At 64.8% G+C, this 23731-nt stretch carries 21 protein-coding genes; 9 read left to right on the top strand and 12 right to left on the bottom strand.

All coding sequences use genetic code 11. The annotated features are described in order from the left end of the window. Positions 1 to 5: 5 nt before the first annotated feature. From OC446_RS15470 to rpoZ, 6 genes are all read right to left on the bottom strand, one after another. Positions 6 to 653: an NYN domain-containing protein gene (locus OC446_RS15470; protein ID WP_262029924.1), complete on the bottom strand. Its 648-nt coding sequence runs from the start codon at positions 651 to 653 to the stop codon at positions 6 to 8. Positions 654 to 894: 241 nt separating this feature from the next. Next, a complete protein-coding gene (gene pyrE / locus OC446_RS15465; protein ID WP_262029923.1) occupies positions 895 to 1479 on the bottom strand; it encodes an orotate phosphoribosyltransferase in 585 nt (194 codons plus the stop codon). Between the two features lie 117 nt (positions 1480 to 1596). Then, the gene (locus OC446_RS15460; protein ID WP_262029922.1) at positions 1597 to 2289 is read right to left on the bottom strand and encodes a gamma-glutamyl-gamma-aminobutyrate hydrolase family protein; all 693 of its coding nucleotides are present in this window, start codon (positions 2287 to 2289) and stop codon (positions 1597 to 1599) included. 43 nt (positions 2290 to 2332) lie between these two features. Further along, on the bottom strand, positions 2333 to 3046 hold the full coding sequence (locus OC446_RS15455; protein ID WP_262029921.1) for an alanyl-tRNA editing protein: 714 nt from the start codon (positions 3044 to 3046) through the stop codon (positions 2333 to 2335). 37 nt (positions 3047 to 3083) lie between these two features. After that, a complete protein-coding gene (locus tag OC446_RS15450) occupies positions 3084 to 5252 on the bottom strand; it encodes a RelA/SpoT family protein (RefSeq protein ID WP_262029920.1) in 2169 nt (722 codons plus the stop codon). A 182-nt stretch (positions 5253 to 5434) separates the two neighbouring features. Further along, a complete protein-coding gene (rpoZ, locus tag OC446_RS15445) occupies positions 5435 to 5842 on the bottom strand; it encodes a DNA-directed RNA polymerase subunit omega (protein WP_009764362.1) in 408 nt (135 codons plus the stop codon). A gap of 405 nt (positions 5843 to 6247) precedes the next feature. Between rpoZ and fabD the strand changes: the two genes are divergently transcribed. The 7 genes from fabD to gmk all read left to right on the top strand — a co-directional run bounded on the left by fabD (position 6248) and on the right by gmk (position 12926). Beyond that, on the top strand, positions 6248 to 7195 hold the full coding sequence (gene fabD / locus OC446_RS15440; protein ID WP_262029919.1) for an ACP S-malonyltransferase: 948 nt from the start codon (positions 6248 to 6250) through the stop codon (positions 7193 to 7195). Positions 7196 to 7205: 10 nt separating this feature from the next. After that, positions 7206 to 7943, top strand: coding sequence for a 3-oxoacyl-[acyl-carrier-protein] reductase (gene fabG, locus OC446_RS15435; RefSeq protein WP_262029918.1), 738 nt, complete (start codon positions 7206 to 7208; stop codon positions 7941 to 7943). A 234-nt stretch (positions 7944 to 8177) separates the two neighbouring features. After that, complete coding sequence (locus OC446_RS15430; protein WP_009764365.1) at positions 8178 to 8414, top strand: acyl carrier protein; 237 nt, start codon at positions 8178 to 8180, stop codon at positions 8412 to 8414. A 69-nt stretch (positions 8415 to 8483) separates the two neighbouring features. Then, positions 8484 to 9746: a beta-ketoacyl-ACP synthase II gene (fabF, locus tag OC446_RS15425; protein ID WP_262029917.1), complete on the top strand. Its 1263-nt coding sequence runs from the start codon at positions 8484 to 8486 to the stop codon at positions 9744 to 9746. A 182-nt stretch (positions 9747 to 9928) separates the two neighbouring features. Then, positions 9929 to 11290 (top strand): endolytic transglycosylase MltG, encoded by a 1362-nt coding sequence (gene mltG / locus OC446_RS15420; protein WP_262029968.1) that lies wholly within the window; start codon positions 9929 to 9931, stop codon positions 11288 to 11290. A gap of 93 nt (positions 11291 to 11383) precedes the next feature. Continuing rightward, positions 11384 to 12271 carry a YicC/YloC family endoribonuclease gene (locus tag OC446_RS15415; RefSeq protein WP_262029916.1) on the top strand — a complete coding sequence of 296 codons (888 nt, stop codon included), beginning with the start codon at positions 11384 to 11386 and terminating at the stop codon, positions 12269 to 12271. Then, positions 12261 to 12926: a guanylate kinase gene (gmk, locus tag OC446_RS15410; protein WP_262029915.1), complete on the top strand. Its 666-nt coding sequence runs from the start codon at positions 12261 to 12263 to the stop codon at positions 12924 to 12926. Before OC446_RS15415 ends, gmk begins: the two co-directional genes overlap by 11 nt. A gap of 6 nt (positions 12927 to 12932) precedes the next feature. Here gmk and OC446_RS15405 read toward each other — a convergent pair whose 3' ends face one another. From OC446_RS15405 to lptF, 6 genes are all read right to left on the bottom strand, one after another. Continuing rightward, positions 12933 to 14045: a D-alanine--D-alanine ligase family protein gene (locus OC446_RS15405; protein WP_262029914.1), complete on the bottom strand. Its 1113-nt coding sequence runs from the start codon at positions 14043 to 14045 to the stop codon at positions 12933 to 12935. Positions 14046 to 14196: 151 nt separating this feature from the next. Continuing rightward, positions 14197 to 15000, bottom strand: a complete 804-nt coding sequence (gene rsmA / locus OC446_RS15400) for a 16S rRNA (adenine(1518)-N(6)/adenine(1519)-N(6))-dimethyltransferase RsmA (RefSeq protein ID WP_262029967.1) — start codon at positions 14998 to 15000, stop codon at positions 14197 to 14199. A gap of 53 nt (positions 15001 to 15053) precedes the next feature. Beyond that, positions 15054 to 16064: a 4-hydroxythreonine-4-phosphate dehydrogenase PdxA gene (pdxA, locus tag OC446_RS15395; protein ID WP_262029913.1), complete on the bottom strand. Its 1011-nt coding sequence runs from the start codon at positions 16062 to 16064 to the stop codon at positions 15054 to 15056. Further along, a complete protein-coding gene (locus OC446_RS15390; RefSeq protein ID WP_262029912.1) occupies positions 16064 to 18580 on the bottom strand; it encodes an LPS-assembly protein LptD in 2517 nt (838 codons plus the stop codon). The genes pdxA and OC446_RS15390 overlap by 1 nt, the downstream gene beginning before the upstream one ends. A 65-nt stretch (positions 18581 to 18645) precedes the next feature. Further along, a complete protein-coding gene (gene lptG, locus OC446_RS15385) occupies positions 18646 to 19731 on the bottom strand; it encodes an LPS export ABC transporter permease LptG (RefSeq protein ID WP_262029911.1) in 1086 nt (361 codons plus the stop codon). A 2-nt stretch (positions 19732 to 19733) separates the two neighbouring features. Then, positions 19734 to 20894, bottom strand: a complete 1161-nt coding sequence (gene lptF, locus OC446_RS15380) for an LPS export ABC transporter permease LptF (protein ID WP_262029910.1) — start codon at positions 20892 to 20894, stop codon at positions 19734 to 19736. A 204-nt stretch (positions 20895 to 21098) separates the two neighbouring features. Here lptF and OC446_RS15375 point away from each other — a divergent pair, with 204 nt between their 5' ends. Continuing rightward, entirely contained in the window at positions 21099 to 22589 is a 1491-nt protein-coding gene (locus OC446_RS15375) for a leucyl aminopeptidase (protein WP_262029909.1), read from the top strand. 67 nt (positions 22590 to 22656) lie between these two features. Further along, positions 22657 to 23109, top strand: coding sequence for a DNA polymerase III subunit chi (locus OC446_RS15370; RefSeq protein WP_262029908.1), 453 nt, complete (start codon positions 22657 to 22659; stop codon positions 23107 to 23109). Positions 23110 to 23731: the final 622 nt, after the last annotated feature.

Raw genomic sequence — 23731 nt, 5'->3', positions numbered from 1 at the left:
CGGGCTCAGATGTCGAACTCATCATCCGATGCCTGGCGAATGCCGTAGCGGCTCTCCAGGGCGCCGTTGCGGGGCTGCGGGCGCTGGCGCTCGCCCCCCTCGCTGCCGCCGGTGCGCTGCTGCCGGTCGGAGGGATCGCGGCCGATGCGGGAGGCGAGCTGCGACAGGTCGAGGAACTCGTCGGCTTGGCGGCGCAGCTCATCGGCCACCATCGGCGGCTGGGTGGTGACCGTCGAGACGACCGAAACCCGGACGCCGCGGCGCTGCATGGCCTCGACCAGCGATCGGAAATCGCCGTCGCCGGAGAACAGAACCATGTGGTCGATGTAGGGGGCGAGTTCGAGCGCGTCGATGGCGAGCTCGATATCCATGTTGCCCTTCACCTTCCGGCGGCCGGCGGAATCGACGAATTCTTTCGTCGGCTTCGTGACAACCCGGTAACCGTTGTAATCGAGCCAGTCGATCAGCGGTCGGATGGAGGAATACTCCTGATCTTCCACAAGCGCCGTATAGTAGAATGCCCGAACCAGGACGCCCCGGCTCTGGAACTCCTTCAGCAGGCGCTTGTAATCGATGTCGAAACCTAGTGTTTTCGTAGTAGCGTAGAGGTTGGCGCCGTCAATGAAGAGCGCGATCCGCTGCTGGCCTGACATAAGTATTCTCTATTCGTGTCTGCCGGAGCGGCATAACAGCCTTCATTATTCAAGCAGCATCAATTATCTACGCTAGCAATAAAATTGCGCGATATAATCACGACGCGCCCCAGATCAGGCCGTTATTAACCCTTCGGACGAGTAAAAACCACAAAGTAAAATACTTAATGGCGTTCAAATTCCAAGAGTCAAGTTGGCAGAACCAAGGCAGTCAAGCCTTTGTGTGACAATTAAACAGCTTTTATGATTTGAGGCTGCGGCTGCCCGGCTTCACGGCCGGAAGGGCGGCCATTTCGGCAGGAATTTCGTCCGGAGCATAGGCCGGAATGTCCAGTTGGACCAGGGACACCAGGGGAACGCCGAGATCCGCCCTGCCGCCGGAGCGGTCGATGAGGCAGGCGGCGCCGAGAATCGTGCCGGGATGTTCCCGCAGGGCCGTCAGGCATTCCCGGGAGGAGAGGCCGGTCGTGACGATGTCCTCCACCATGACCACACGGGCACCCTCGGGAATGGTGAAGCCGCGGCGTAGGACGAAGACTCCATTCTCGCGCTCGACGAAGATCGCCTTGCAGCCGAGATGCCGGGCCGTCTCGTAGCCCGGAACGATTCCGCCAACCGCGGGAGAAACCACGTAATCGACAGCCCCGAAGGTGTCTCTGATCTTCTCGGCCAGGGCCCGGCAAACCCGCTCGGTGCGCGCGGGATCCTGGAACACGAACATCTTCTGCAGGAAGACGGGGCTATGCAGGCCCGAGGAGAGAATGAAGTGTCCCTCCAGCAGCGCGCCTGCCGAGCGGAATTCGTCGAGAACTTCATTCTGGGTCATGGTGCGGTCTCCCTTCGCGTAGCCAGGCGCTCTTTGGCAGGCCACCCCTCCGGACGCAAGGGCAATCGTGCCCGCCCGCGGGACATCCTGCGCGATCTCCGAAACGGCCTCGGCGGTTCAGCGGGCGGCTGTGACGAAGGCGTCGAACAGCAGGCGGGACGGGTGATCCTGCGCGGCGAGGGACTCGGGATGCCACTGGACGCCGATGGCGAAGCGGCGGGAGGGGATTTCGATCGCTTCGATCACGCCGTCATCGGCCCGGGCGGAGATCACCGCAGGATCGGAGACCTCGACCACGGCCTCCTGATGGCGGCTGTTCACGTCGAGGCGCGACGTGCCGACGATCCGCGACAGCAACGTGCCTGGCATCACCTCGACGGAATGCATCGCGCCCCGGCTGTCGTGGTCGAGAATATGCGCGCCGGTTTTGCGGATCTCATGCACCATGCGTCCGCCATGGAGGCTGGCGAGCATCTGCATGCCGTTGCAGATGCCGAGCACCGGCTTGTCGCGCTCCAGAAAGCCGCGCATGAGCGCCTGCTCGACTTCGAGCCGCTCCGAGGACGGATAGCGCGATCCCTCGCCCGGAGGATACCATTCGTCTGGAAATCTGATGCGCCCACCGACGCTGATGAAGCCGTCGAATTCCGTCACGACGGTGTCGACCATGTCGGCGAGATAGGGGATCCCGAACGGCATTCCGCCCGCGCGATGCACGGCCTCGAAATAGGCCTTGGACACGTCGTACGCGTTGCCGCCGTCAGAACTGTTCTCATCCATGATCACGGCGATGCGGGGCTTGGCTGGCATTGAGATGTCCTGACGCTGACGTTCTAACCTGGATTTAAGCCCATCAACCGGCAAAGCCAACCTTGATGCGGCGGTTGTGCCGTCCCTTGTTGTCGACCTTCAGGATCTTTACAGGACGGGCCTGTCCGGTGGACGCGAGATGGGTGCCGCCGCAGCCCTGGCGGTCGAGCCCGGCGATCTCGACGATGCGCACGAGGCCATCCTCGCCGCGCGGCGGCGAGACGGTCTTGCTCCGGAAAAGGCCGGGCGATGCCGCCGCCTCGTCCCACGGCATGAGAAAGGCGCCCACGGGCAGATCCTGGCGGATCACATCGTTGATCGGGCCGTCGAGCTCGCGCAGGCTATCATTGTCCGCTTGAGGCAGGTCGAAGTCCACGCGGAACGTGCCGTCGGCGGAAAGCTGGGCGCCTGTCAGCAGCGCGCCGCCGAACGCGCGAAAGACGATGCTGTTGGCCACGTGGGCGAGGGTGTGCAACTCGCACATCAGGCGTCGGAATTCCGGGTCGACGGCAATGCGCACCGTCCCGGCAACGAAGTCGGCGGAATCGAATTCGTGCCAGAGGCCGCGCTCGTCAATGCAAACGGACGTGACGGCAGCTTCACCGCCGGTCCAGGCGAGGATCGCCCGGTCCTGAAGCTGTCCGCCTCCACCCGGGAAGACGGGGGACTGCGCCAGGAGAACGGCTCCCGGCCGTGCAGCGAGCACGGGAGCCTCGAATTCCAGTATGTGGGCATTATCCTGACAAAGAAGGCGCATCGCTGCTCGATCCTTTAACCGATACGCAGTTCCGCCTTCAGCCGGTCACCCGGTCCACGCGGCTCACCACGCGCTTGGCGCGGAGTTCCGCGATGATAGCGTTGAGGTGCTTCAGGTCCCACACCGTCAGGTCGATGGTGACGTCGGTGAAGTCCTGAGTGCGCCGCTTCATGGAGACATTGTCGATGTTGCCGTCGTGATCGGCGATGACCTGGGTGATCTGAGCGAGCGAACCAGGCTCGTTGATCGATTGGAGCTTGATGCGCGCCGGGAAGCGCTGCCCCGAGCCCGTTTCCAGATCCCAGCGGACGTCGATCCAGCGGTCCGGCTCGTTATCGAAGGCCGCCAGCGACGGTGACTGGATCGGGTAGATCGTGACCCCTTCGCCGGGGGTGAGGATGCCCACGATGCGGTCTCCAGGCACGGCGCCGCCTTCAGGGGCGAATCGAATCGGCATGTCCTTGTTGAGGCCGCGGATCGGAATGCCGCCCGGATTCTCGCTCGCGGCCTTCCTGCCGGCGCCGTCGGGCTGTCCTCCGCCCTTGCCGTCGGCGCCACGGCGCTCGTCCAGGTAATCGGGATAGACGGCCCGCACCACGTCGCCGGAAAACATCTCACCCCGGCCCACGGCCGCCAGAACGTCCTCGACTGAGACCCGCGCCAGGCGGGGCAGGGCGCCTTTCAGCTTCTCGTCGGAGAAGGCCCGGCCGGCCCGCTCGAAGGCGCGCTCGAGGATCTGATGGCCGAGGCCGGTATATTGCCGGCGCACGGCCGCCCGGGTGGCGCGGCGGATCGAAGCGCGGGCCTTGCCGGTGACCACCAGCGATTCCCAGGCTGCCGGCGGCGTCTGCCCCTCGGCGCGGACGATCTCGACCTCGTCGCCGTTCTGCAGCTCCGTCAGGAGTGGCGACATGCGGCCGTTGATCTTGCAGCCGACGGCTGTGTTGCCCACGTCCGTATGCACCGCATAGGCGAAGTCGATGGGCGTCGCGCCGCGCGGCAGGGCGATGAGGCGCCCCTTGGGCGTGAAGCAGAAGACCTGGTCGTGGAAGAGTTCGAGCTTCGTGTGCTCGAGAAACTCCTCCGGATTGTCGCCCTCGGCCAGGAGGTCGATGGTTCGGCGCAGCCATTGATAGGCGCGGCTTTCCGTGGCGAGGCGCGAGTTGTCGTTGACGCCTTCCTTGTAGAGGGCGTGGGCGGCGATGCCGTATTCCGCCACCTCGTCCATGTCCTCGGTGCGGATCTGAAGCTCGACGCGCTGGCTGCCGGGGCCGATCACCGTTGTGTGGATCGACCGGTAATCGTTCTGCTTGGGCGTCGAGATGTAGTCCTTGTAGCGTCCGGGGACCATCGGCCAGCTGGTATGGACGACGCCCAGTGTCCGGTAGCACTCATCGATGGTGCTCACGATGATCCGGAAGGCGAAGATATCCGACAATTGCTCGAAGGAGACGGATTTCCGCTCCATCTTGCGCCAGATGGAATAGGGGCGCTTCTGACGTCCCGTCACCGTTGCCTCGATCCCTTGCGCGCGGAGCTTGGTCGTCAGCGTGCGCTCGATTTCGTCGACCAGCTTCTCGCTTCGGGCGGACAGCTCGTGCAGGTGGCGCTTGATGGCCTCGTAGGCCTCGGGGTCGAGGTTCTGGAACGAGAGTTCCTCCAGCTCCTCGCGCATTTCTTGAATGCCCATGCGTCCGGCGAGCGGAGCGTAGATGTCGAGGGTCTCTTCCGCGATGCGCTTGCGCTTCTCCGCCGGCATGAACTGGAGCGTGCGCATGTTGTGCAGGCGGTCGGCCAGCTTGACGAGCAGAACCCGCACGTCGTCCGCGATGGCCAGGAGGAGCTTGCGGAAGTTCTCGCCCTGGGCGGCCCGCTTCGAGACGAGGTCGAGCCGCTTGATCTTGGTCAGACCGTCGACCAGAGCGCCGATCTGCGGCCCGAAGGTCTTGTTGATCTCCTCCAGGGTCGCCTGCGTGTCCTCGACCGTGTCGTGGAGAACCGCCGCCGCGATGGTGGCGTCGTCGAGCTTCAGATCCGTGAGAATCGCCGCCACTTCAAGGGGATGGCCGAAGAACAAGTCGCCGGATGCGCGCTTCTGGTTGCCATGGGCCATCATGGCATACACGTAAGCGCGGTTGAGAAGCGCCTCGTTGGCCGAGGGGTTGTAACGCTTGACCCGCTCGACAAGTTCGTACTGGCGCATCATGCGGCCGTAATCCCCATTGGTCCTGTTATCTGGCTGAAATAACGAAGCTATCGAAGATATTGTACAACATCTTCCATCGGCAAGCTGAATAGCTTGCCGCAGGCCGCCTATGCGGAGGCGTGGTTAAGCCGGCCAATAAAAAAGCCCGGCGCGAAGCCGGGCTTTTGAAATCGTCGCGAAGCTTATTCGCGGTCGTCGTCGTCCGCGCTGCTGCTCGGGGGCACGAGGCCCTCCAGGCCGCGAAGCAGGTCTTCTTCGCTCATGCGATCGAACTGGACGTCCGCATCGTTGTCGCCGCCGGTCGACGGGGCGGCAGCCGTGTTGCTGAGCATGGGAACGGCCTCGGCCTCCGGCTCGTCCACCTCGACGTATTTCTGCATCGAGTGGATCAGCTGCTCCTTCAAGTCGTCGGGAGCGATGGTCTCGTCGGCGATTTCGCGCAGAGCCACGACCGGGTTCTTGTCGCGGTCGCGATCGATCGTCAGCGGGGAACCCGACGAAATGAGGCGGGCCCGGTGGCTTGCCAGCAGAACGAGCTCAAACCGGTTGTCGACCTTGTCGATGCAGTCTTCGACGGTCACGCGAGCCATGCGGGGCTCCTTCTTCAGTCATGAGAATATCGGAAGAGGGACCGGATACACCGGTTGGACCGAGAAAACAAGAGGAAGCGTTCTCCGGCAGGGACTTAACCGCAGGTGCGCCCGCACACGCCTGTGCGCAGGTCCTGTCGCTACAAGCGTGGCCATTGTCGTGTCGGTTCAGGTGTGCGTTGACAAGCTTACGTAATGGGCGGTTCGGGGCTGGATATTCCATCGGGTGGCTTCTGGTTATGCTCGGCATCCGGCCGGGGAGGGTCGACAGAAGCCTTCTGACCGGCTGGCGGCGTCTCATCTGATAAACAGGTCATGTGCAGGCCGGGGTGCTCTGCGCCTTGACTCCTCGCCGTCCCGGTGCGAGTCCCGCGCGGATTCGATCAAGGAAGGGGTCCGCTCCCGATGAAGCGCGCATTCATTTTTCCCGGCCAGGGAAGCCAGGCCGTCGGCATGGGCAAGGCCCTGGCCGAGGCCTTTCCGCAGGCCAAGGCCGTTTTCGACGAGGTGGACGAGGCTCTCTCCCAGAAGCTCTCCACCATCATGTGGGAGGGCCCGGCCGAGGAGCTGACCCTCACGGCCAACACCCAGCCGGCCCTGATGGCCGTGAGCCTTGCGGCGATCCGGGTGCTCGAGGCCGAGGCCGGCCTCGACCTGAAGACGCATGCGGCCTTCGTGGCGGGGCATTCGCTGGGCGAGTATTCGGCGCTCGCTTCCGCCGGCAGCCTTTCGATTTCCGACACGGCCCGCCTGCTGCGGATCCGCGGCAACGCCATGCAGAATGCCGTTCCGGTGGGGCAGGGCGCCATGGCGGCGCTTCTCGGCCTGGAATACGACGCGGCGCTCGAAGTCGCCCGCGAGGCGGCTCAGGGCGAGGTCTGCGATGCGGCCAACGACAATGGCGGCGCCCAGGTGGTCGTTTCCGGCCATAAGGCAGCCGTGGAGCGGGCCGTGGCGATCGCCCAGACCAAGGGCGCCAAGCGCGCCGTGATGCTGGCCGTGTCCGCCCCCTTCCATTGCGCCCTCATGCAGCCCGCCGCCGACGCCATGCGCGAGGCGCTCGCCGGCGTGACCGTGAATGCTCCCGTGGTTCCAGTCGTGGCGAACGTGGAAGCGGCTCCGATCACCGACCCGGCGGCGATCCGGGATGCCCTCGTCCGCCAGGTCACCGGAACGGTTCGCTGGCGCGAGAGCGTGGCCTATATGGCCGGCCAGGGAGTCGATACATTCTACGAGGTCGGGTCCGGCAAAGTCCTGACCGGGCTCGTGAAGCGCATCGCCACCGGAGCTGCGGCCACGGCCATCGGCACGCCCGACGATGTTGCCGCCTTCAAAGCCTCCCTGAACGCATAAGGAGCCCTGCATGTTCGATCTCACCGGCCGCAAGGCTCTCGTCACCGGCGCCACGGGTGGCATCGGCGGCGCCATCGCCCGCGCCCTCCACGCCCAGGGCGCGACCGTGACCCTGTCCGGCACCCGGCGCTCCGCCCTCGACGAACTGGCCTCGTCCTTGGGCGAGAGGGTCCATGTCGTGGAAGCGAACCTGGCGGACAAGGATTCGGTCGAAGCCCTCGTCCCGGCGGCCGAGGCCGCCATGGACGGGCTCGACATCCTGGTCAACAACGCGGGCGTGACCAAGGACAACCTTTTCATGCGCATGAAGGACGAGGAATGGGACACGGTCATCGCCGTGAACCTGACCGCCTCCTTCCGCCTGTCGCGTGCGGCCGTGAAGGGCATGATGCGCCGCCGCTACGGCCGTATCGTCAATATCGGTTCGGTCGTGGGTTCGACCGGCAATCCCGGCCAGGGCAATTACGCGGCCTCGAAGGCGGGCCTGATCGGCATGACCAAGGCGCTCGCCGCCGAGGTGGCGAGCCGCAACATCACGGTCAACTGCGTCGCTCCGGGCTTCATCGCATCGCCGATGACCGATGTGCTGAACGACAAGCAGCGCGAGGGCATCCTCGGCACGATCCCCATGGGAAGGCTGGGGCAGGGGGACGAGATCGCCTCGTCGGTTGTTTATCTCGCCTCCGCCGAGGCCGCTTACGTGACGGGTCAGACCCTGCACGTCAACGGCGGAATGGCTATGTTCTAAAGGAACTTATCGCCTGTTCCGGAATCTGTTCGCAGGTGCCGTTCACCCCTCGCCAGACGGGATAAGGCTGTGTTAAGCATGATCCCGATCAGGTCAAAGGGGTTGACCGGCGCTTAAAAATGCGGCTTTGCACGGCGCAGGGTAGCCGTTTCAGCGTTGTCAGCTGAACAGCTGATCTAATTTGATTTCTTAATCCGCCCAATTCCTGAGGCGGCAGCCACTGAGGAAAAAACGATGAGTGACGTCGCTGATCGCGTGAAGAAGATTGTTGTCGAGCACCTCGGCGTCGAAGCCGACAAGGTGACCGACAACGCCAACTTCATCGACGACCTGGGCGCCGACAGCCTGGATACGGTCGAGCTGGTGATGGCGTTCGAGGAAGAGTTCAACGTCGAGATCCCGGACGATGCGGCTGAGACCATCGTGACGGTCGGCGACGCCATCCGCTTCCTCGAGAAGAACGCAGCCTAACAGAGCTGGAAAGGGCGTCGGGTGACTCATCCGACGCCCGAATTTTATAAATCGATAGGGCAGGAATTCATGCGCCGGGTAGTTGTCACAGGTCTTGGCATGGTCACTCCGCTTGGTAGCGGCGTCGACGCCACATGGTCCCGCCTCATCGAGGGGCAGAGCGGTGCCGGCAAGATTACCGATTTCCAGGTCGACGACCTGGCCTGCCAGATCGCCTGCCAAATCCCGCGCGGCGACGGGACCAGCGGCACCTTCAATGCCGATGAATGGATGGAGCCCAAGGAACAGCGCAAGGTCGATCCCTTCATCGTCTATGCGATGGCTGCCTCCACCATGGCGCTGCGGGATTCCGGCTGGGAGCCCAAGTCCTATGAGGACCAATGCGCGACCGGCGTGCTGATCGGTTCCGGCATCGGCGGCATCGGGGGCATCTACGAGGCTTCCGCCACCCTGATCGAACGTGGCCCCCGGCGCATCTCGCCCTTCTTCATTCCCGGCCGGCTGATCAATCTGGCGGGCGGCTACGTGTCCATCGAGCATGGCCTGAAAGGCCCGAACCACGCGGTCGTGACGGCCTGCTCCACCGGCGCCCACGCCATTGGCGACGCGGCCCGCCTCATCGCCCTCGGCGATGCGGACGTGATGGTGGCCGGCGGCACGGAATCGCCGATCAACCGGCTCTCCCTCGCGGGATTCGCCGCCTGCCGCGCTCTGTCCACGAATTTCAACGACGATCCGACTCGCGGCTCGCGCCCCTACGACAAGGACCGTGACGGTTTCGTCATGGGCGAGGGCGCCGGCGTCGTCGTGCTGGAAGAATACGAGCACGCCAAGGCACGCGGCGCCAAGATCTATGCCGAGGTCATCGGCTACGGCCTCTCCGGCGACGCCTACCACATCACCTCGCCGTCCGAGGACGGCGACGGGGCCTATCGCTGCATGTCCGCCGCCATCAAGCGGGCCGGCATCCAGGTGTCCGAGATCGACTATGTGAACGCGCACGGCACCTCGACGCCGCTGGGCGACGAGATCGAGCTGAAGGCCATCGAGCGGATCGTCGGGAATGCGGCGGACAAGCTGACCATGTCCTCCACGAAGTCGGCCATCGGCCACCTCCTGGGAGCGGCTGGCGCTGTCGAGGCGATCTTCTCGGTGCTGGCGATCCGCGACGGCATCGTCCCGCCGACCATCAACCTCGACAATCCCTCCGTCGAGACGGCGATCGACCTCGTGCCCAAGCAGGCCAAGCGCAAGGAGATCAACACCGCCCTGTCGAACTCCTTCGGGTTCGGCGGGACTAACGCTTCGCTCATTCTTCGTCGCGTAGCATAGCGCATCGTGCGGACCCGGCGGGCCGCGTCAGCGAAGGCCGGACCCGGTTGTCCGCAGCGATGATGCGCCACTTCCGGGTCTGATACGAGGGCGGGGAGGTCTGTTACGGCTTTTCGCCATAATCCCTGTTAGGGTGTCGGCGGACCGGCAGGACCGCCGGCCGATACCAGAAAAGCGGCGTGATGTTCGGACGAAAGAAAAAGATCCTTCTCCCTTCTGTAGACGAATCCGATCATGGATCGGCGCAGCCCCGTCTTGCCCCCCGGTCCCCCAATGAAGCCATCAAGCCGTCGATGGCGCCGCCCCCGCCCCCGAAGCTCCGCCGCCGCCGCAGGGGAATGCTGTCGCTCCTCAGCGGTCTCCTGACCCTCTTCGTCGCCTTGGCGATCGCCGGGATCTTCGGCTTCTCCATGCTGCAGCACGAGGTGACGGCCAAGGGACCCCTGCAGAGCGACAAGGTCGTCGTGATCCCTCGCAACACCGGCACGGGCGAAATCGCCAGCATCCTCAAGGAGGAAGGCGTCATCAACCAGCCGCTGGTGTTCCAGCTCTATGCCCATATCAACCGGCAGCGCGGCCAGCTCAAGGCCGGAGAGTTCCAGTTCAAGGCCGGCACCAGCATCGAGGATGCCATCGACACCCTCATCCAGGGCAAGGCCATCCTGCATGCGGTGACGATCCCCGAGGGGCTGACCAGCGAGCAGATCGTCGCCCGGCTCTACGAGCATGAGATCCTCAGCGGCGACGTGACCGAAACGCCGCGTGAGGGTTCGCTCCTTCCGGATACCTATAAATTCGAGCGTGGCACGACTCGCCAGCAGATCATCGGCACCATGCAGGCCGCCCAACGCCAGGCCATCGAGCAGATCTGGCAGCGTCGCTCCACCGAGTTGCCGATCAAGTCCCCGCAGGAGCTCGTGATCCTGGCCTCCATCGTCGAGAAGGAGACGGGCCGGGCGGACGAGCGCACCCGTGTGGCAGGCGTTTTCATCAACCGCCTGCAGAAGCGGATGAAGCTCCAGTCCGACCCGACCATCGTCTACGGGCTCGTCGGCGGCAAGGGAACCCTGGGCCGCGGAATCCTGCGCAGCGAGATCGAGGCTGCGACGCCCTACAACACCTATGTGGTCGAAGGTCTGCCGCCGGGCCCGATCGCCAATCCGGGCCGCGCCGCCCTCGAAGCCGTGGCCAACCCCTCGCGCACGAAGGATCTCTACTTCGTGGCCGACGGTTCGGGTGGCCATGCCTTCGCCGAATCGTACGAGCAGCACCAGCGCAACGTGGCGCGCTGGCGGCAGATCGAGAAGAGCCGTCCGACGCCCGAGGCCGATGATGTCGACAGGGTGGTGCCCGATGGCGAGCAGACGAACCTGCCTGCCGGTGCGGCGCCCGCCCTGCGCGGCTCCGCGAATGCGCAGTCTGCGTCTGGCGGACGTCCTGGCCGCGGCTTCGATGCCAGCGAGGGCACCGACAAGGACCCGCTCAAGAACAAGAGCTTCGACCTGAACAGCCCGAAGAACGTTCCGTCCCTGCGGCAACCGTGAAGCGCGCAGGCGGGCTCGAGTTCCTTGTCGTCGACACTTGCACCGGCGCGCATTATGGTCGCGCCGATTTTTCATTCCGTTCGAGGTTAGCCTATGTCCATTGCGAGCATGACCGGCTTCGCCCGTGAGGCGGGCGTCACCGGATCCTATCAGTGGGCCTGGGAGCTCAAGACGGTGAACGGACGTGGACTCGAGGTGCGCGTCCGGACGCCTTCGGGTCTCGATGCCATCGGCGAGGAGGCTCGCGGCCAGATCCTCAAGGCGCTGACGCGAGGCCAGGGCCAGCTCAACCTGGCGCTCAGCAAGGCCTCTTCGGCGGCCAAGCTGCGGGTGAACCAGGATGTGCTGCAATCGCTGCTCGCGGCCATCGGAGGGCTGTCGCTTCCGGCCAACGTGCAGCCCGCCTCCCTCGACGGGCTCCTGTCCGTGCGCGGCGTGGTCGAGCTCGACGACGATGCCGCCGATCCGCTGCAGGACGAGGAACTCGTGGCGGCCCTGCGGGCGGGAATCGGCTCGCTGATCGAAGCCCTCAAGACGGTTCGGCTGAAGGAGGGGCAGGCGCTCGCCGTCGTCCTCGGCCAGCAGCTCGACATGATCTCCCGTCTGGTCGATGAAGCGGAAGCGGCGCCAGCCCGGCAGCCCGATGCCATTCGCGCCCGCCTGGAGGCGCAGATCGCCGAACTGCTCGACGGCAAGACCAGTCTCGAGCCGGCACGCCTGCATCAGGAGGCGGTGCTGATCGCCGCCCGGGCGGATATCCGCGAGGAGCTCGACCGTCTGCGGGCCCATGTGGACGCCGCGCGTGGCCTGGTGCAGGAGGGCGGGTCCGTCGGCCGGAGGCTCGATTTCCTGGCGCAGGAATTCGGCCGCGAGGCGAATACCCTGTGCGCAAAGGCCAATGACGTGTCCCTCTCGCGGATCGGGCTTGAATTGAAGGCCGTTATCGAGCAATTCCGCGAGCAGGTTCAGAATGTGGAGTGATGCGGTGAGCCAAGGTTCGAAATCTCCGGTCGGCCGTCGCGGCCTCATCCTCATCCTGTCCTCGCCCTCCGGCGCCGGTAAGACCACGCTCACCCGCAGCCTCGTGGAGGAGCGGGCGGGAGTCCTGTCCGTTTCCGTGACGACCCGTCCCAAGCGCCCCTCCGAGATCGAGGGACGGCACTATCACTTCATCGACGTGGAAGAGTTCCTGGCGATGCGCGATCGCGACGAACTCCTGGAATGGGCCGAGGTCCACGGCAATTTCTACGGCACCCCGCGCAAGCCCGTGGAGAAGACCCTGACCTCCGGTCAGGACATGGTCTTCGACATCGATTATCAGGGCACCCGCCAGGTTCGCCAGAAGCTGCCGGACGACGTGGTGACGGTGTTCGTTCTGCCGCCCAGCTTCAAGGAGCTGAAGGCGCGGCTGGAACGCCGCGCCGAGGATGCGCCCGAGGTCATCGCCAAGCGTCTCGCCAATGCCCGCATCGAGATGGAGCGTTGGGTCGAGTACGATTACGTGATCGTCAACGAGGATCTCGGCAAGTCCTTCGAGAGCCTGAAGGCGATTCAGACGGCCGAGCGCCTCAAGCGCGAGCGCCTCGTCGGCCTGTCCGAATTCGTCGACGGATTGCTGGCCGAGACGATCGACTGATCGCCCTCACACCAGCGCGAGCGCGTTTCGGCGCTCGTGGCGGGCGATGGCGTGTCCGAGCAGCACATCCATCAGCGCGCTCTGAGGCAAGCCGCCGGCCTCCCAGAGCTTCGGGTACATGCTGATCGCCGTGAAGCCCGGCAGAGTATTCACCTCGTTGATGTAGAGGCCGTCGTCGTTCCTGGGGTCCAGGAAGAAGTCGACACGGGCCAAGCCCTCGCAGGCGAGGGTCTTGAAGGTTGCGACGGCAAGCTCCTGGAGGCGGCCGGCCTGAGCCGGCGAGATTGCCGCCGGGATGCGCAGGAGAGCCCCGTCCGCATCGATATACTTGGCGTCGTAGCTGTAGAACCCGTGACTGTCGGCCGGAACGATCTCGCCCAGCGGAGAGGCCCGAACCTCGCCCGAGGCATCTTCCAGCACCGAGCACTCGATCTCCCGGGCACCCGTGACGCTGCGTTCCACGAGCACCTTGCCATCGTAGCGGAAGGCACGCTCGCAGGCGCGGTCGAATTCCTCCTCGGAAGACGCGCGGGACACGCCGACGGACGAGCCCATATTGGCGGGCTTGACGAAGAGATCCGCAGTTCCGAGCGCGTCCACGGCAGCCTTGTAATCGACGCGACTGCGCGAAGTCAGGGTCAGGAACGGCACAACCGGGAGGCCGCTATCGCGCAGCAGGCGCTTGGCGATGTCCTTGTCCATGCCGGCGGCGGACCCCATGACGCCGGAACCCACATAGGGAATATTGGCCAGTTCGAGAAAGCCCTGAACCGTTCCATCCTCGCCGTTGGGACCATGGAGCACGGGCACGACCGCATCGAGGTTGAGGGAGCGCGAGGGGGCGGCGCCGTTCAGCACGATCATCTCGCCCGCACCGCCGGGGAGGAGAGCCACCTGCGGGGCTCCCTCAGGGATTTCCAGGGATTGCGCTCCCCTTCCTGCGCCGTTGCCGGCGTCGCAGAGGAGCCAGCGCCCGTCCCGGCCGATGCCGATGGGCACGATGTCGTAGCGGTTGGGATCGAGAGCCCTCAAGACATTGGCTGCCGACAGCTTGGAGACCTCATGCTCCGCAGAGCGTCCCCCGAACAGAAGCCCGATCGTCTTGCGCGGCTGCGACATTCCCGCCTTCTCCTCTCGCGGCCGATGAGGCCGCTCACGATGATGCAATCATGGAACGGCGCGGTTAAGGTCTCATGAAGAGGAGCCCCCGCGCCGGTCCAGCGGCTTCATATAGGCGGAGATTGCGGGAGGGCGAGGGACGGGGAGCGTCTCAGCTCTGCCGATGCCTCAAAGCATCATAAGCATTCGCTAGGGCCACGTAGCCCTCGACAGGGATGTTCTCGGCGCGGATCGTTTCCTCGAGCCCGGCGGCCTCGATGATCGCTGCCGGATCGGGAGCGATGGATTTCAGGCTTTGGCGCAGCATTTTGCGGCGCTGTCCGAAAGCCGCGCGGGTGACCGCTTCGAGGGCACCGATGCGGCAGGGCAGCGGGTTGGCCCGCGGCGTCAGGTGCACGATGCTCGATGTGATCTTCGGCGGCGGCACGAAGGCCGAGGGCGGCACGTCGAAGAGGATGCGCGCCTCCGTCCGCCAGCCGCAGAGAACGCCGAGCCTGCCGTAGTTCTTCGGATCGCTTTCGTCCGCGACGATGCGCTCCGCGACCTCGCGCTGGAACATGAGGGTGAGGGAGGCCCACCAGGGCGGCCAGGCTTCGCCGGTGAGCCAGCCGGTCAGGAGGGCCGTGCCGACATTGTAGGGCAGGTTGGCGATGATCCGCACGAGCCCGTCGCCAACCAGGGGACGGGGATCGAAGGCCAGCGCGTCGGCTTCGATCACCTCCATCCGCCCCGGATAGTGATCGGTGATCTCAGCCAGCGCGGGCAGGCAGCGGCTGTCACGCTCGATGGCGATGAGCTTCTTCGCGCCCGCCGCCAGGATGGCTCGGGTGAGGCCGCCGGGGCCGGGGCCGACTTCGATCACGGTTGCGTCTTCCAGCGGTCCGGCCGAGCGGGCGATACGGCTGGTGAGATTGAGGTCGAACAGGAAGTTCTGGCCGAGCGATTTCTTGGCCATCAGCCCGTGGGTGCGCACGACCTCGCGCAACGGGGGAAGATCATCGATCTGGCTCACGGGCGCCCCAGGCGGGCGGCAAGCTTCAGGGCCGCCATGAGGCTGTCGGGGCGTGCGATGCCCTTGCCGGCAATGTCGAATGCCGTGCCGTGGTCGGGCGAGGTCCGCACGAAGGGCAGCCCGAGGGTCACGTTGACCGCCTCGTCGAAGGCGATCGTCTTGATCGGGATCAGAGCCTGGTCGTGATACATGGCAAGGGCTGCATCGTATCGGCTGCGCGCGCGGGCGTGGAACATGGTGTCCGCCGGCAGGGGGCCCGTCACGTCGATCCCTTCGGAGCGCAGGATGTCAACGGCCGGGACGATGATGGACCCGTCCTCCGTACCCATGGCGCCGCTTTCGCCCGCATGGGGATTGAGCCCCGCGAGGGCGAGCCGCGGATTTTCGACGCCGAACCGTTGCCGCAGCTCTCTGGCAACGATCCGTCCCGTGAGAACGATCAGCTCCGTGGTCAGGGCGGAGGGTACGTTCGCCAGGGGGATATGCACCGTGACGGGCACGACGGCGAGCTGCTCGCTCCAGAGCATCATAACCGGGTGATAGGTCTCCGGGCCGGCTTCGGACGCGAGAGCTGCGAGAAACTCCGTGTGGCCCGGATGACGGAAGCCGGCCTCATAGAGAACGTGCTTGGCGATGGGATTGGTCACGACCGCCGCGGCGGATCCATCCTGCACGAGCCGAACGGCCGTCTCGATGGACTCGATGACCGACGGAGCATTGGCCGGATCGGGCTTCCCCGGCTCGGCTGCAACCGGAGCGCTCAGGGGAACGACCGGAAGCGCGCTGGAGAAGGTGAATCGGATCTGCCCGGGTTCTACGGCCGCGATGGGAACGTCCCAGCCATAGCTCTTCGCGACCCGATCAAGATGTCCAGGATCGCCGACGATCCCGAAGGCAGGAACGGACTCCGCCTCTCGTTCCAGCCAGGCCCTCAGGCTCAGTTCGGGGCCGATCCCAGACGGATCACCCTGCGTCAGGAGGAGAGGAGGGCGCTGTTGGAGCCCCATCACTGGGTGGATACACCTTCGTCCGAAGATAGGCCGCTGAGGTTCTGAGTATAGCCCACTTCGCCGAGCGAGCGGAACTCGAGCGTGAACGCGATGGTCTGATTCTGGCTCTTCTCACCCGAGTTCCGGACAACTTCGCGCGGTGTCACGCTGTAGCTGAGCGAGAAGGTGGTGCACTCGTCCATGTAGCCGATCCCGAGCGACATGCCGCTGACATAGGCAGCGTTCTCCCGGTTATAGACGGCCGTCTCTGGGTTGATGGCGTATTGGGTCAGATAGGTTTCACGCGCCAGGAGATAGCGGTCGAGATCGAGGAGGATCGAGCCCGACACGTACCAGTTCGGCGTGATATCCCAACGGGCCGTGCCGAGCAGGCCCTCGCGCCGTAGCGGGAACCCGATGGCGGGTTGGGCCGCATAATTGGCGTACGTCAGCGATGTCGACACCGGGAGATACGGATTGAAGTTCGCCCTGAAGCCGGCTTCGAGCCGGTTGAGGCCGAAGTCGTCCTGGTCGAAGCGCGCGCGGGTCACGAAAGCGAAGTTCGCGTTGGGCGAGATCTGGAAGCGGCCGACATAATCGGAGGCTCGAGAATCGAGACCCGAGTCCAGACCAACATTGGCGAGGTCGGGCTGCCGGAACGAGTTGCGCCCGGCGATCTGGTAGGACTGCCCGAAGAGCACGTTGGCGTAGAAGTCGTCGGCGCCGGTCACGGTGTACTGGATGCCGACATTGGCGCGCACGCCTCCCTCGACCCGGTCGTAGCCGGAGAACTTGTCCCAGTCGAACAGGGACGTGTCGTCGAACACGAGGCTCTGGGCGTCCTCGTTGGGCAGGCGGCCGACCCGGGTCTCGCTCGGACGGGCGATCACCTGCGCGATCGGCTCGAGGATCTGCTTGCCGGAGCTGCCCAGGCTGGCGATGAACGGATAGCGATATTCGACGCCCACCGCCGGCATGGCCCGGAAGAGATAATCGTCTCCCGTATCGATGAAGTTGGAGAGCTGCGGGTTCTGGTAACCGGCGAAATCCGGCGCGATCCAGAAATTGTCGGCCCGGACATAAGCGAACGGCGTCCAGACCTGGCCGATCGGATCCACGAACTCACGGCGCCAGGAGGCGGTCACCGATGCGCGGGAAGTCGCGCCGCTGATGCCGCGGACGAGGCAGGAGGCGCGATCGAACACAAGACAGGTCTGGGCCACGCCGAAATAGGCCGTGTTGGCGACGGAGAGCGGATTGTACTGGGCGGCCTCGCGCGAGAGGTGCGTCACGTTCACGTCGAGGGCGAACTCGCCGCCGATGGTCGGGGGCGTGAAGCGCTTGTTGTAGTCCAGAACAGGAGCGACGACCGGCTGCTGCTTCTGCCAGTCGGAGCTCGACAGGGTCTGGAAGTAGTAGCCCCGCATGTCGAAGAAGGAACGGTCTCCCGCTCCCTGGAGGTACAGGGTCGAGACCGATTCCTTGACGTAGTACGAGCTGAGGCTTTCGCTTCGGATCTTGTAGTTCGACAGGAACCATTTGTCGGACAGCAGGGCGATATCCCAGCCCCAGCGCCAGTTCTGGTTGATGTAGAAAAGGCCGCTCGTCTCCAGTGAGCCGCGGAAGTCGCGATCTCCTGCGCCGCGTGGGGACGGAAGGAAGGCTTCGGGATCCTGCTGCGAAATGCCGGCGGCCCGGATGGTGTAGACGCCGTTCTCAAGCCGGTGGCGCCATTCGGCCTGGGCGAGAAGGCCCTGCCGGCTCAGGTAGGTCGGGTTGAGCGTCAGGTCGTAGTTCGGCGCGATCGCCCAGAAGAACGGCACGGAGGCGCCGTAGCCCAGGGAGCTGGAATAGACGTAACGCGGCGACAGGAAGCCCGTCTTACGCTTGACCGTCGGGTCAGGCGTCCAGAAATAGGGCATGTAGGCGACCGGAATGCCGAGGAGCTCAAGGGTCGCGTCCTCGTAATAGATCGTCCGTTCGCTGTTGTTGTGAATGATCTTGGCGGCCTTGACCTGCCAGAGGGGCGGCCGTTCCGGATTGTCCTTACAGGGTTCGCAGGCGGTGTAGGTGCCGCGCTCGAAAACCGTCGTCTCGCCCTCGGCCCGCTCGGCCCGGGGGGCGGAGAAGCGGGTCGTGAGGGGACGGCCCTGCTCGACGGTGGTCTGGACCACCCTCAGGGAATCGATGAAGCCGTTCTTGAAGTCGTCCGTCAGTTCGAATCGATCGCCCGTGGCGACGGTGCCGCTGGCATCCGTCAGGCGGGCATTGCCCTCGGCGAAGACGCGGCCGGTGTTCCGGTCGTAGGTGACACGGTCGGCCTGGAGCGTGCGGCCCTGATAATTCATCTGGACGTCGCCGGAGGCGGCGATCGTGTTCTTGTCGTTGTCGTAGACGATTTCCTTGGCGTCAACGAGAAGGCGGTCCTGGCCCGATCCGGACTGTGCGCGCCCGGCGAGGGCGTCGTTCAGGGTGGCCTGGGCGAGCGCAGGCACAGACCCAGCAGCTAACAGAGCCGCTGCGATCGCAGACATTGCGATCGTTGTCTTAAGCCGCTGCCGCATCCCCACTCCTCAACTAACCTTCTTATAGAGGCCGGTCAGCCGTCCTCTTGATGCAATAACGCCAAGGTCCCTAACAGACTGCCTACTACAGCTGGGAACCAAGCTGCAACAAGGGAACTGATGATTCCGGCGGCGCCAAGCTCCGCCATAAGCTCCGTGGCGACATAAAGCATGAAGCCGGCGGCGACGCCACCCAGAACCATCATCGCTACACCACCAAATCGAAAGAATCTTAACGATACGGATGCGGCCACGAAGACCATCGCGATGAACAGCAGGGGGCGGGCCAAAAGCAGGTCGTAATGGAGCTGATAGGCGGTGACGTTGATGTCCGCCTGTGCCATGCGGTTGATCGTCTCTCTGAGGGACCAGAACGGCACAGCATCGGGCTCGATGAAGCTCTGTCGAACCTGCGAGGGCTGTAGGTTCGACGCGATCAGGTAACGTTCATGGGACTGGGGCTCTTCGGTGGCCGAAAGGATGCGGGCATCCTTCAGCTCCCAGAACCCCTCGTGCAGGGTCGCTTCCTTGGCTTCGACCCGATGGGTGAAGACGCCCGTCGGGTCGAAGGCATAAACCGTCACCCCGTAAAGGGTCGGGCTGTCGGTCGCCGAACCGTCGCCCCGAAGGATAGCCTGCCCGTCCTGGCTCCTCTGGCGGATCCAGATCGGCTTCTCTCGATTCTGGGTCGGCCGGGAGAAGGTCTGCGTCTCCAGGATGGAAGCTCGCTGCTTGAGGATGGCCGAAACCGGATTGTAGACGGTCACGGACAGGACGCCGATCAGGAGAGCGATCAGAAACCCCGGCTGCAGGAACTGCCATGCGGAAATGCCCGCCGCCCGGGCCACGACCAGCTCGAGCTTGCGGCTGAGCTGGAGGAGGGCGGCCATGCTGCCGAACAGCACCGCGAACGGCATGACCTGCTCCGCGATGGCCGGCGTACGGAACAGAGCGAGCTGCGCGATCACCGCAGGCGTCGCCGCCGGCGCATCGCCTGCCCGGCGCATGAGCTCCACGAAGTCCAGCGTGTAGACGAGGGTGAAGACAGTCGCGAAAACAAGGAAAATCGTCTTAAGAAACTGTCGCGAGAAATAGGATCCGAGGGTGCGGCCGATCAGCATGGTCAGGCCTTCTGAGGCGCGGGAGAGCGCGATGGCAGCAGGTTGCGGAAGGCCATATAGAGCTTCGCCTGTGCGGATCGCATGGCCGGTCCCTTGAAGATGAACAGCAGGCTGAAGAGGATTCCCGCCAGCGGGACGCCGTAGACGGCGAACACTGCCGTTGCCGTTCGCGCGACGGCGCTCGACGCGGCAAAGCCGAGAATTCTCAGCAGCACGATGGCGACCACCGCGCCCGCGATGGCGAGGCCGCGTCCCTGGCGGGTCGTTCTCGCCTCGCCCAAGGCCGCGAAGGCGATGACCATCATGGCGAGCGGGTAGAGCCAGGACGACAGGCGGTCGTGCAGTTCGGCCCGGAAGCGTCCGCGCTGCTCCTGGTAGATGAACTCGCCCTTGTCGGGGAAGAGGAGCTGGGTCGTGCTTCGCTCGCGCGGCTTGTAGACGACCTCTCCGCCCTCCTTGCTGAAGGCGGACAGGTCGACCGCATAGCGCTCGAAGGCGACGATCGACGAATCGCGGCTGTTGGGCTCCTTGCGCTGGACGCTGCCCTTCTGGAGCACGAGATAGGCATTGCCGTTCTGTTCGACCGTCTGTCCACGTTCGGCGAGGTAAACGACGGCTTTATCCTTGTCCCGGAGGTCTTCCATGAAGATCCCCAGCAGGGCGTCCCCCGAACGCTCCCGGTAATGGAACGTGAAGCCGCTCTCCAAGGTGATGAACTGCCCTTCCTTGGCCATGGTGCCCACGAAATCGGCTCTGATCTTCGTGAACAGCTGGCGCAGCTCCTGGAAGCTCGCGGGCATGAGGTAGACCGAGATGATGGCCACCACGGCGCAGACGAAGGTGGCCAGGGCCAGGAACGGTCGCAGGAGGCGCTGCGGCGGCATGCCGCCGGCGCTCATGACGATCAGCTCGGAATCGCCGTTCAGCTTGTTCAGGGTGTAGATCGTCGCCAGGAACAGGGCCACGGGAGCGATGACGTTGATCAGGGCGGGAAGGGAGAGGCCCGTCACCGTCAGGAAGATCACGATGGTCTGGCCCTTGCCGGTCAGCAGGTCGAGCTCGCGCAGCGCCTGCGTGATCCAGATCACGCCTGTGAGGGCGACGAGGCACGCGAGGAAGGCGTTGAAGGTGTTCTTCAGAATATAGCGTTCGAGGAGTGTCATAAGGCCCTTCGCCCCCGGGCAGCGGACCCCTGGGTATCGTGTCGCATCATCTCAGGCAAGATGGCGGTTTTCAACAACCCGGGATTGCGCCGATTTCACGGCAGCTTCCCCGTGCCATGGCCCGCCATATGATATATGTCCCCATCGTCAGCGTCGCAGCCGGCTTTCAAGACCGGTGATGTGCATCAGAACAACGAGGATTTCATGGCCGACAGCTTCAAGATCGACTTCCAGGCTCCCGGCAAGGTCGAGACCGGCGATCTCATTGTCTTCGTCGGGGATGACCTCAAGCCCTCCGGCGCCGTCGCCGCGCAGCTGGGCCCGAAGGCCGTCGACCTCATCGCCAAGGCCGCGGCCGCAGAGACGTTCAAGGGCAAGGCGAAATCCGCCATGTCCATCGTCGTGCCCGCCGACCTGCCGGTCGACCGGCTGATCGTGATCGGTCTCGGCGGCGAGAAGGACCGGTCTGGCATCGATTTCGTCCAGATGGGCGGCCTGATCGCCGGAAAGGCGAACGGGAAACTCGCCACGGTGGTGCTGGACCTGCCCGGGGTGGAGGTCACCCCGGAGGCGGTCGCCGACATCGCGCTCGGCGCCCAGCTGCGCCGCTACAGCTTCGACCGCTACAAGACCAAGAAGGACGGTGACGAAGCCAAGAAAGGCGGCAGCCTCGTCTTCAGCGTGGCCGATCCCGCCGCGGCCAGGAAGGCCTATCAGTCACGCGAGGGCATCGAGCAGGGCGTCGCCATCGCCCGTGACCTCGTCAACGAGCCGCCGAACGTGCTCGGCCCCCAGGAATTCGCCGCCCGTGCCCAGGAGCTGAGCAAACTCGGTGTCGAGGTCGAGATCCTCGACGACGAGGCCATGAAGAAGCTCGGCATGAATGCGCTTCTCGGCGTCGCGCAGGGTTCCGTGCGCGGCGGCCGGGTCGCCATCATGCGCTGGAACGGCGGCAAGGCCGACGAGAGCCCCATCGCCTTCATCGGCAAGGGCGTGGTGTTCGACTCGGGCGGTATTTCGATCAAGCCGGGCGCCGGCATGGAGGACATGAAGGGCGACATGGCGGGCGCGGCCTGCGTGGTCGGCCTGATACATGCGCTCGCGAGCCGCAAGGCGAAGGCCAACGTGGTCGGCGCCATCGGCCTCGTCGAGAACATGCCCGACGGCAACGCTCAGCGCCCGGGCGACATCGTCACCACCATGTCGGGCCAGACCATCGAGATCATCAACACGGACGCCGAGGGCCGGCTCGTGCTCGCGGACGTGCTCTGGTACGTGCAGGACCGCTTCAAGCCGAAGTTCATGATCGATCTCGCGACTCTGACCGGGGCGATTCTCGTGGCCCTCGCGCAGGAATATGCCGGCCTCTTCTCGAACAACGACGAATTGTCCGAGCGCCTGACGGTGGCCGGCAAGGCGACGGGTGAGCGGGTCTGGCGCATGCCCCTGGGGCCGGAATTCGACAAGATGATCGAATCCAAGTTCGCCGACATGAAGAACTCCGCCGGCCGTTTCGGCGGGTCGAGCACGGCTGCGGCCCTGCTTCAGCGCTTCGTCAACGACGTGCCCTGGGCCCATCTCGACATCGCCGGCACGGCCATGGGGTCGCCGGCGACCGAGATCAACAAGGGCTGGAGCTCCGGCTGGGGCGTGCGTCTCCTCGACCGTCTCGTCCGCGATCACTACGAGGCCTGAGGACAATGGCGGGAAGGGACCTTCGGCGCGCCGCTGCCGTTGCGGCCGCAAGGACTTGTGAGCAGCGATGACCGAGGTCCTTTTCTATCACCTCCAGCATCAGCCGCTGGAGGCCGTGCTGCCCACGCTCCTGCAGAAGACCCTGGAGCGGGGCTGGCGCGCGATCGTGCAGGCGGTGACCGAAGAGCGCCTGTCCGCGCTCGACGATCACCTCTGGACCTTCACCGACGAGAGCTTCCTGCCGCACGGCACCGACCGCGAGGCCCATGCGGCGGACCAGCCGATCCTCATCACCCTGTCGGGCGACAACCCCAACGGCGCCTCGATTCGCTTCCTCGTGGAAGGCGCGGACCTGCCGAGCGACATCACCGCCTACGAGCGGCTGGCGATCCTGTTCGATGGCAACGACGTCCAAGCCCTCGCCGTCGCCCGCGATCAATGGCGCACGGTAAAGGAGGGCGGCCATGCGGCCACGTACTGGCAGCAGGACGAGAACGGACGCTGGCAGCGGAAGGCGTGAGGCAACAGGCGAATCTCCGGGACGGTCTCGGGATGACCGCAAATATTTCCTTCATGGAAGGAACTCCTCACGTCATGACCTGGCCTGTTCCGGCCATCCGCGCCTCTCCTCCTGTCTCCTTCTGTCCTCATCCTGAGGAGGCGCGCAGCGCCGTCTCGAAGGAGGATCCAGAGAGCGCTCGTAGATCCTTCGAGATGCAGATTCGCCGCTCCTCAGTGTGTGGCTCACAAAGGGCTCGCGCGTATCTCCCTCCCCCTCGTGGGGAGGGATTAAGGGCAAGGGTGTGAGCGCAAGCCTCTCCAGGTGTGGCGCCGACACCCCCACCTCCACCTCCTCATCGCAAGTCGGATGTTCCCGTCTTGCGCCCAAGGAAGACAGGTCTCATGCAAGCCTGTGGGAGGAGAGTTCCCGCACCGCTATATGAGCCAGACTCTCAGGATGAGGGTGGTGGATGGTGCTCGGGTCAGCGTTATGTTCTTACTTTGTTCTTGACAGCGGGTGTAACCTTGGCTATATCGTTACTCACCTGATCCGACGAGGGGCGCGCTTCGCGAGGCGTCGCAAGTTGTGGGAGCAGGCACGGTCCTGTCCGCCGGTCACGCAGCCGGCGCCAGGAGGCCCT

Source organism: Microvirga sp. Mcv34 (assembly GCF_024519725.1).
Lineage (GTDB): Bacteria > Pseudomonadota > Alphaproteobacteria > Rhizobiales > Beijerinckiaceae > Microvirga.
This window is presented reverse-complemented; position numbering and strand designations above follow the sequence as displayed.

What these genes read in the sequence shown, in the direction of transcription:
- OC446_RS15470 (WP_262029924.1), bottom strand. Translation starts at nt 653, where the DNA reads ATGTCAGGCCAGCAGCGGATCGCGCTCTTCATTGACGGCGCCAACCTC.
- pyrE (WP_262029923.1), bottom strand. Translation starts at nt 1,479, where the DNA reads ATGACCCAGAATGAAGTTCTCGACGAATTCCGCTCGGCAGGCGCGCTG.
- OC446_RS15460 (WP_262029922.1), bottom strand. Translation starts at nt 2,289, where the DNA reads ATGCCAGCCAAGCCCCGCATCGCCGTGATCATGGATGAGAACAGTTCT.
- OC446_RS15455 (WP_262029921.1), bottom strand. Translation starts at nt 3,046, where the DNA reads ATGCGCCTTCTTTGTCAGGATAATGCCCACATACTGGAATTCGAGGCT.
- OC446_RS15450 (WP_262029920.1), bottom strand. Translation starts at nt 5,252, where the DNA reads ATGATGCGCCAGTACGAACTTGTCGAGCGGGTCAAGCGTTACAACCCC.
- rpoZ (WP_009764362.1), bottom strand. Translation starts at nt 5,842, where the DNA reads ATGGCTCGCGTGACCGTCGAAGACTGCATCGACAAGGTCGACAACCGG.
- fabD (WP_262029919.1), top strand. Translation starts at nt 6,248, where the DNA reads ATGAAGCGCGCATTCATTTTTCCCGGCCAGGGAAGCCAGGCCGTCGGC.
- fabG (WP_262029918.1), top strand. Translation starts at nt 7,206, where the DNA reads ATGTTCGATCTCACCGGCCGCAAGGCTCTCGTCACCGGCGCCACGGGT.
- OC446_RS15430 (WP_009764365.1), top strand. Translation starts at nt 8,178, where the DNA reads ATGAGTGACGTCGCTGATCGCGTGAAGAAGATTGTTGTCGAGCACCTC.
- fabF (WP_262029917.1), top strand. Translation starts at nt 8,484, where the DNA reads ATGCGCCGGGTAGTTGTCACAGGTCTTGGCATGGTCACTCCGCTTGGT.
- mltG (WP_262029968.1), top strand. Translation starts at nt 9,929, where the DNA reads ATGTTCGGACGAAAGAAAAAGATCCTTCTCCCTTCTGTAGACGAATCC.
- OC446_RS15415 (WP_262029916.1), top strand. Translation starts at nt 11,384, where the DNA reads ATGTCCATTGCGAGCATGACCGGCTTCGCCCGTGAGGCGGGCGTCACC.
- gmk (WP_262029915.1), top strand. Translation starts at nt 12,261, where the DNA reads ATGTGGAGTGATGCGGTGAGCCAAGGTTCGAAATCTCCGGTCGGCCGT.
- OC446_RS15405 (WP_262029914.1), bottom strand. Translation starts at nt 14,045, where the DNA reads ATGTCGCAGCCGCGCAAGACGATCGGGCTTCTGTTCGGGGGACGCTCT.
- rsmA (WP_262029967.1), bottom strand. Translation starts at nt 15,000, where the DNA reads ATGGCCAAGAAATCGCTCGGCCAGAACTTCCTGTTCGACCTCAATCTC.
- pdxA (WP_262029913.1), bottom strand. Translation starts at nt 16,064, where the DNA reads ATGGGGCTCCAACAGCGCCCTCCTCTCCTCCTGACGCAGGGTGATCCG.
- OC446_RS15390 (WP_262029912.1), bottom strand. Translation starts at nt 18,580, where the DNA reads ATGTCTGCGATCGCAGCGGCTCTGTTAGCTGCTGGGTCTGTGCCTGCG.
- lptG (WP_262029911.1), bottom strand. Translation starts at nt 19,731, where the DNA reads ATGCTGATCGGCCGCACCCTCGGATCCTATTTCTCGCGACAGTTTCTT.
- lptF (WP_262029910.1), bottom strand. Translation starts at nt 20,894, where the DNA reads ATGACACTCCTCGAACGCTATATTCTGAAGAACACCTTCAACGCCTTC.
- OC446_RS15375 (WP_262029909.1), top strand. Translation starts at nt 21,099, where the DNA reads ATGGCCGACAGCTTCAAGATCGACTTCCAGGCTCCCGGCAAGGTCGAG.
- OC446_RS15370 (WP_262029908.1), top strand. Translation starts at nt 22,657, where the DNA reads ATGACCGAGGTCCTTTTCTATCACCTCCAGCATCAGCCGCTGGAGGCC.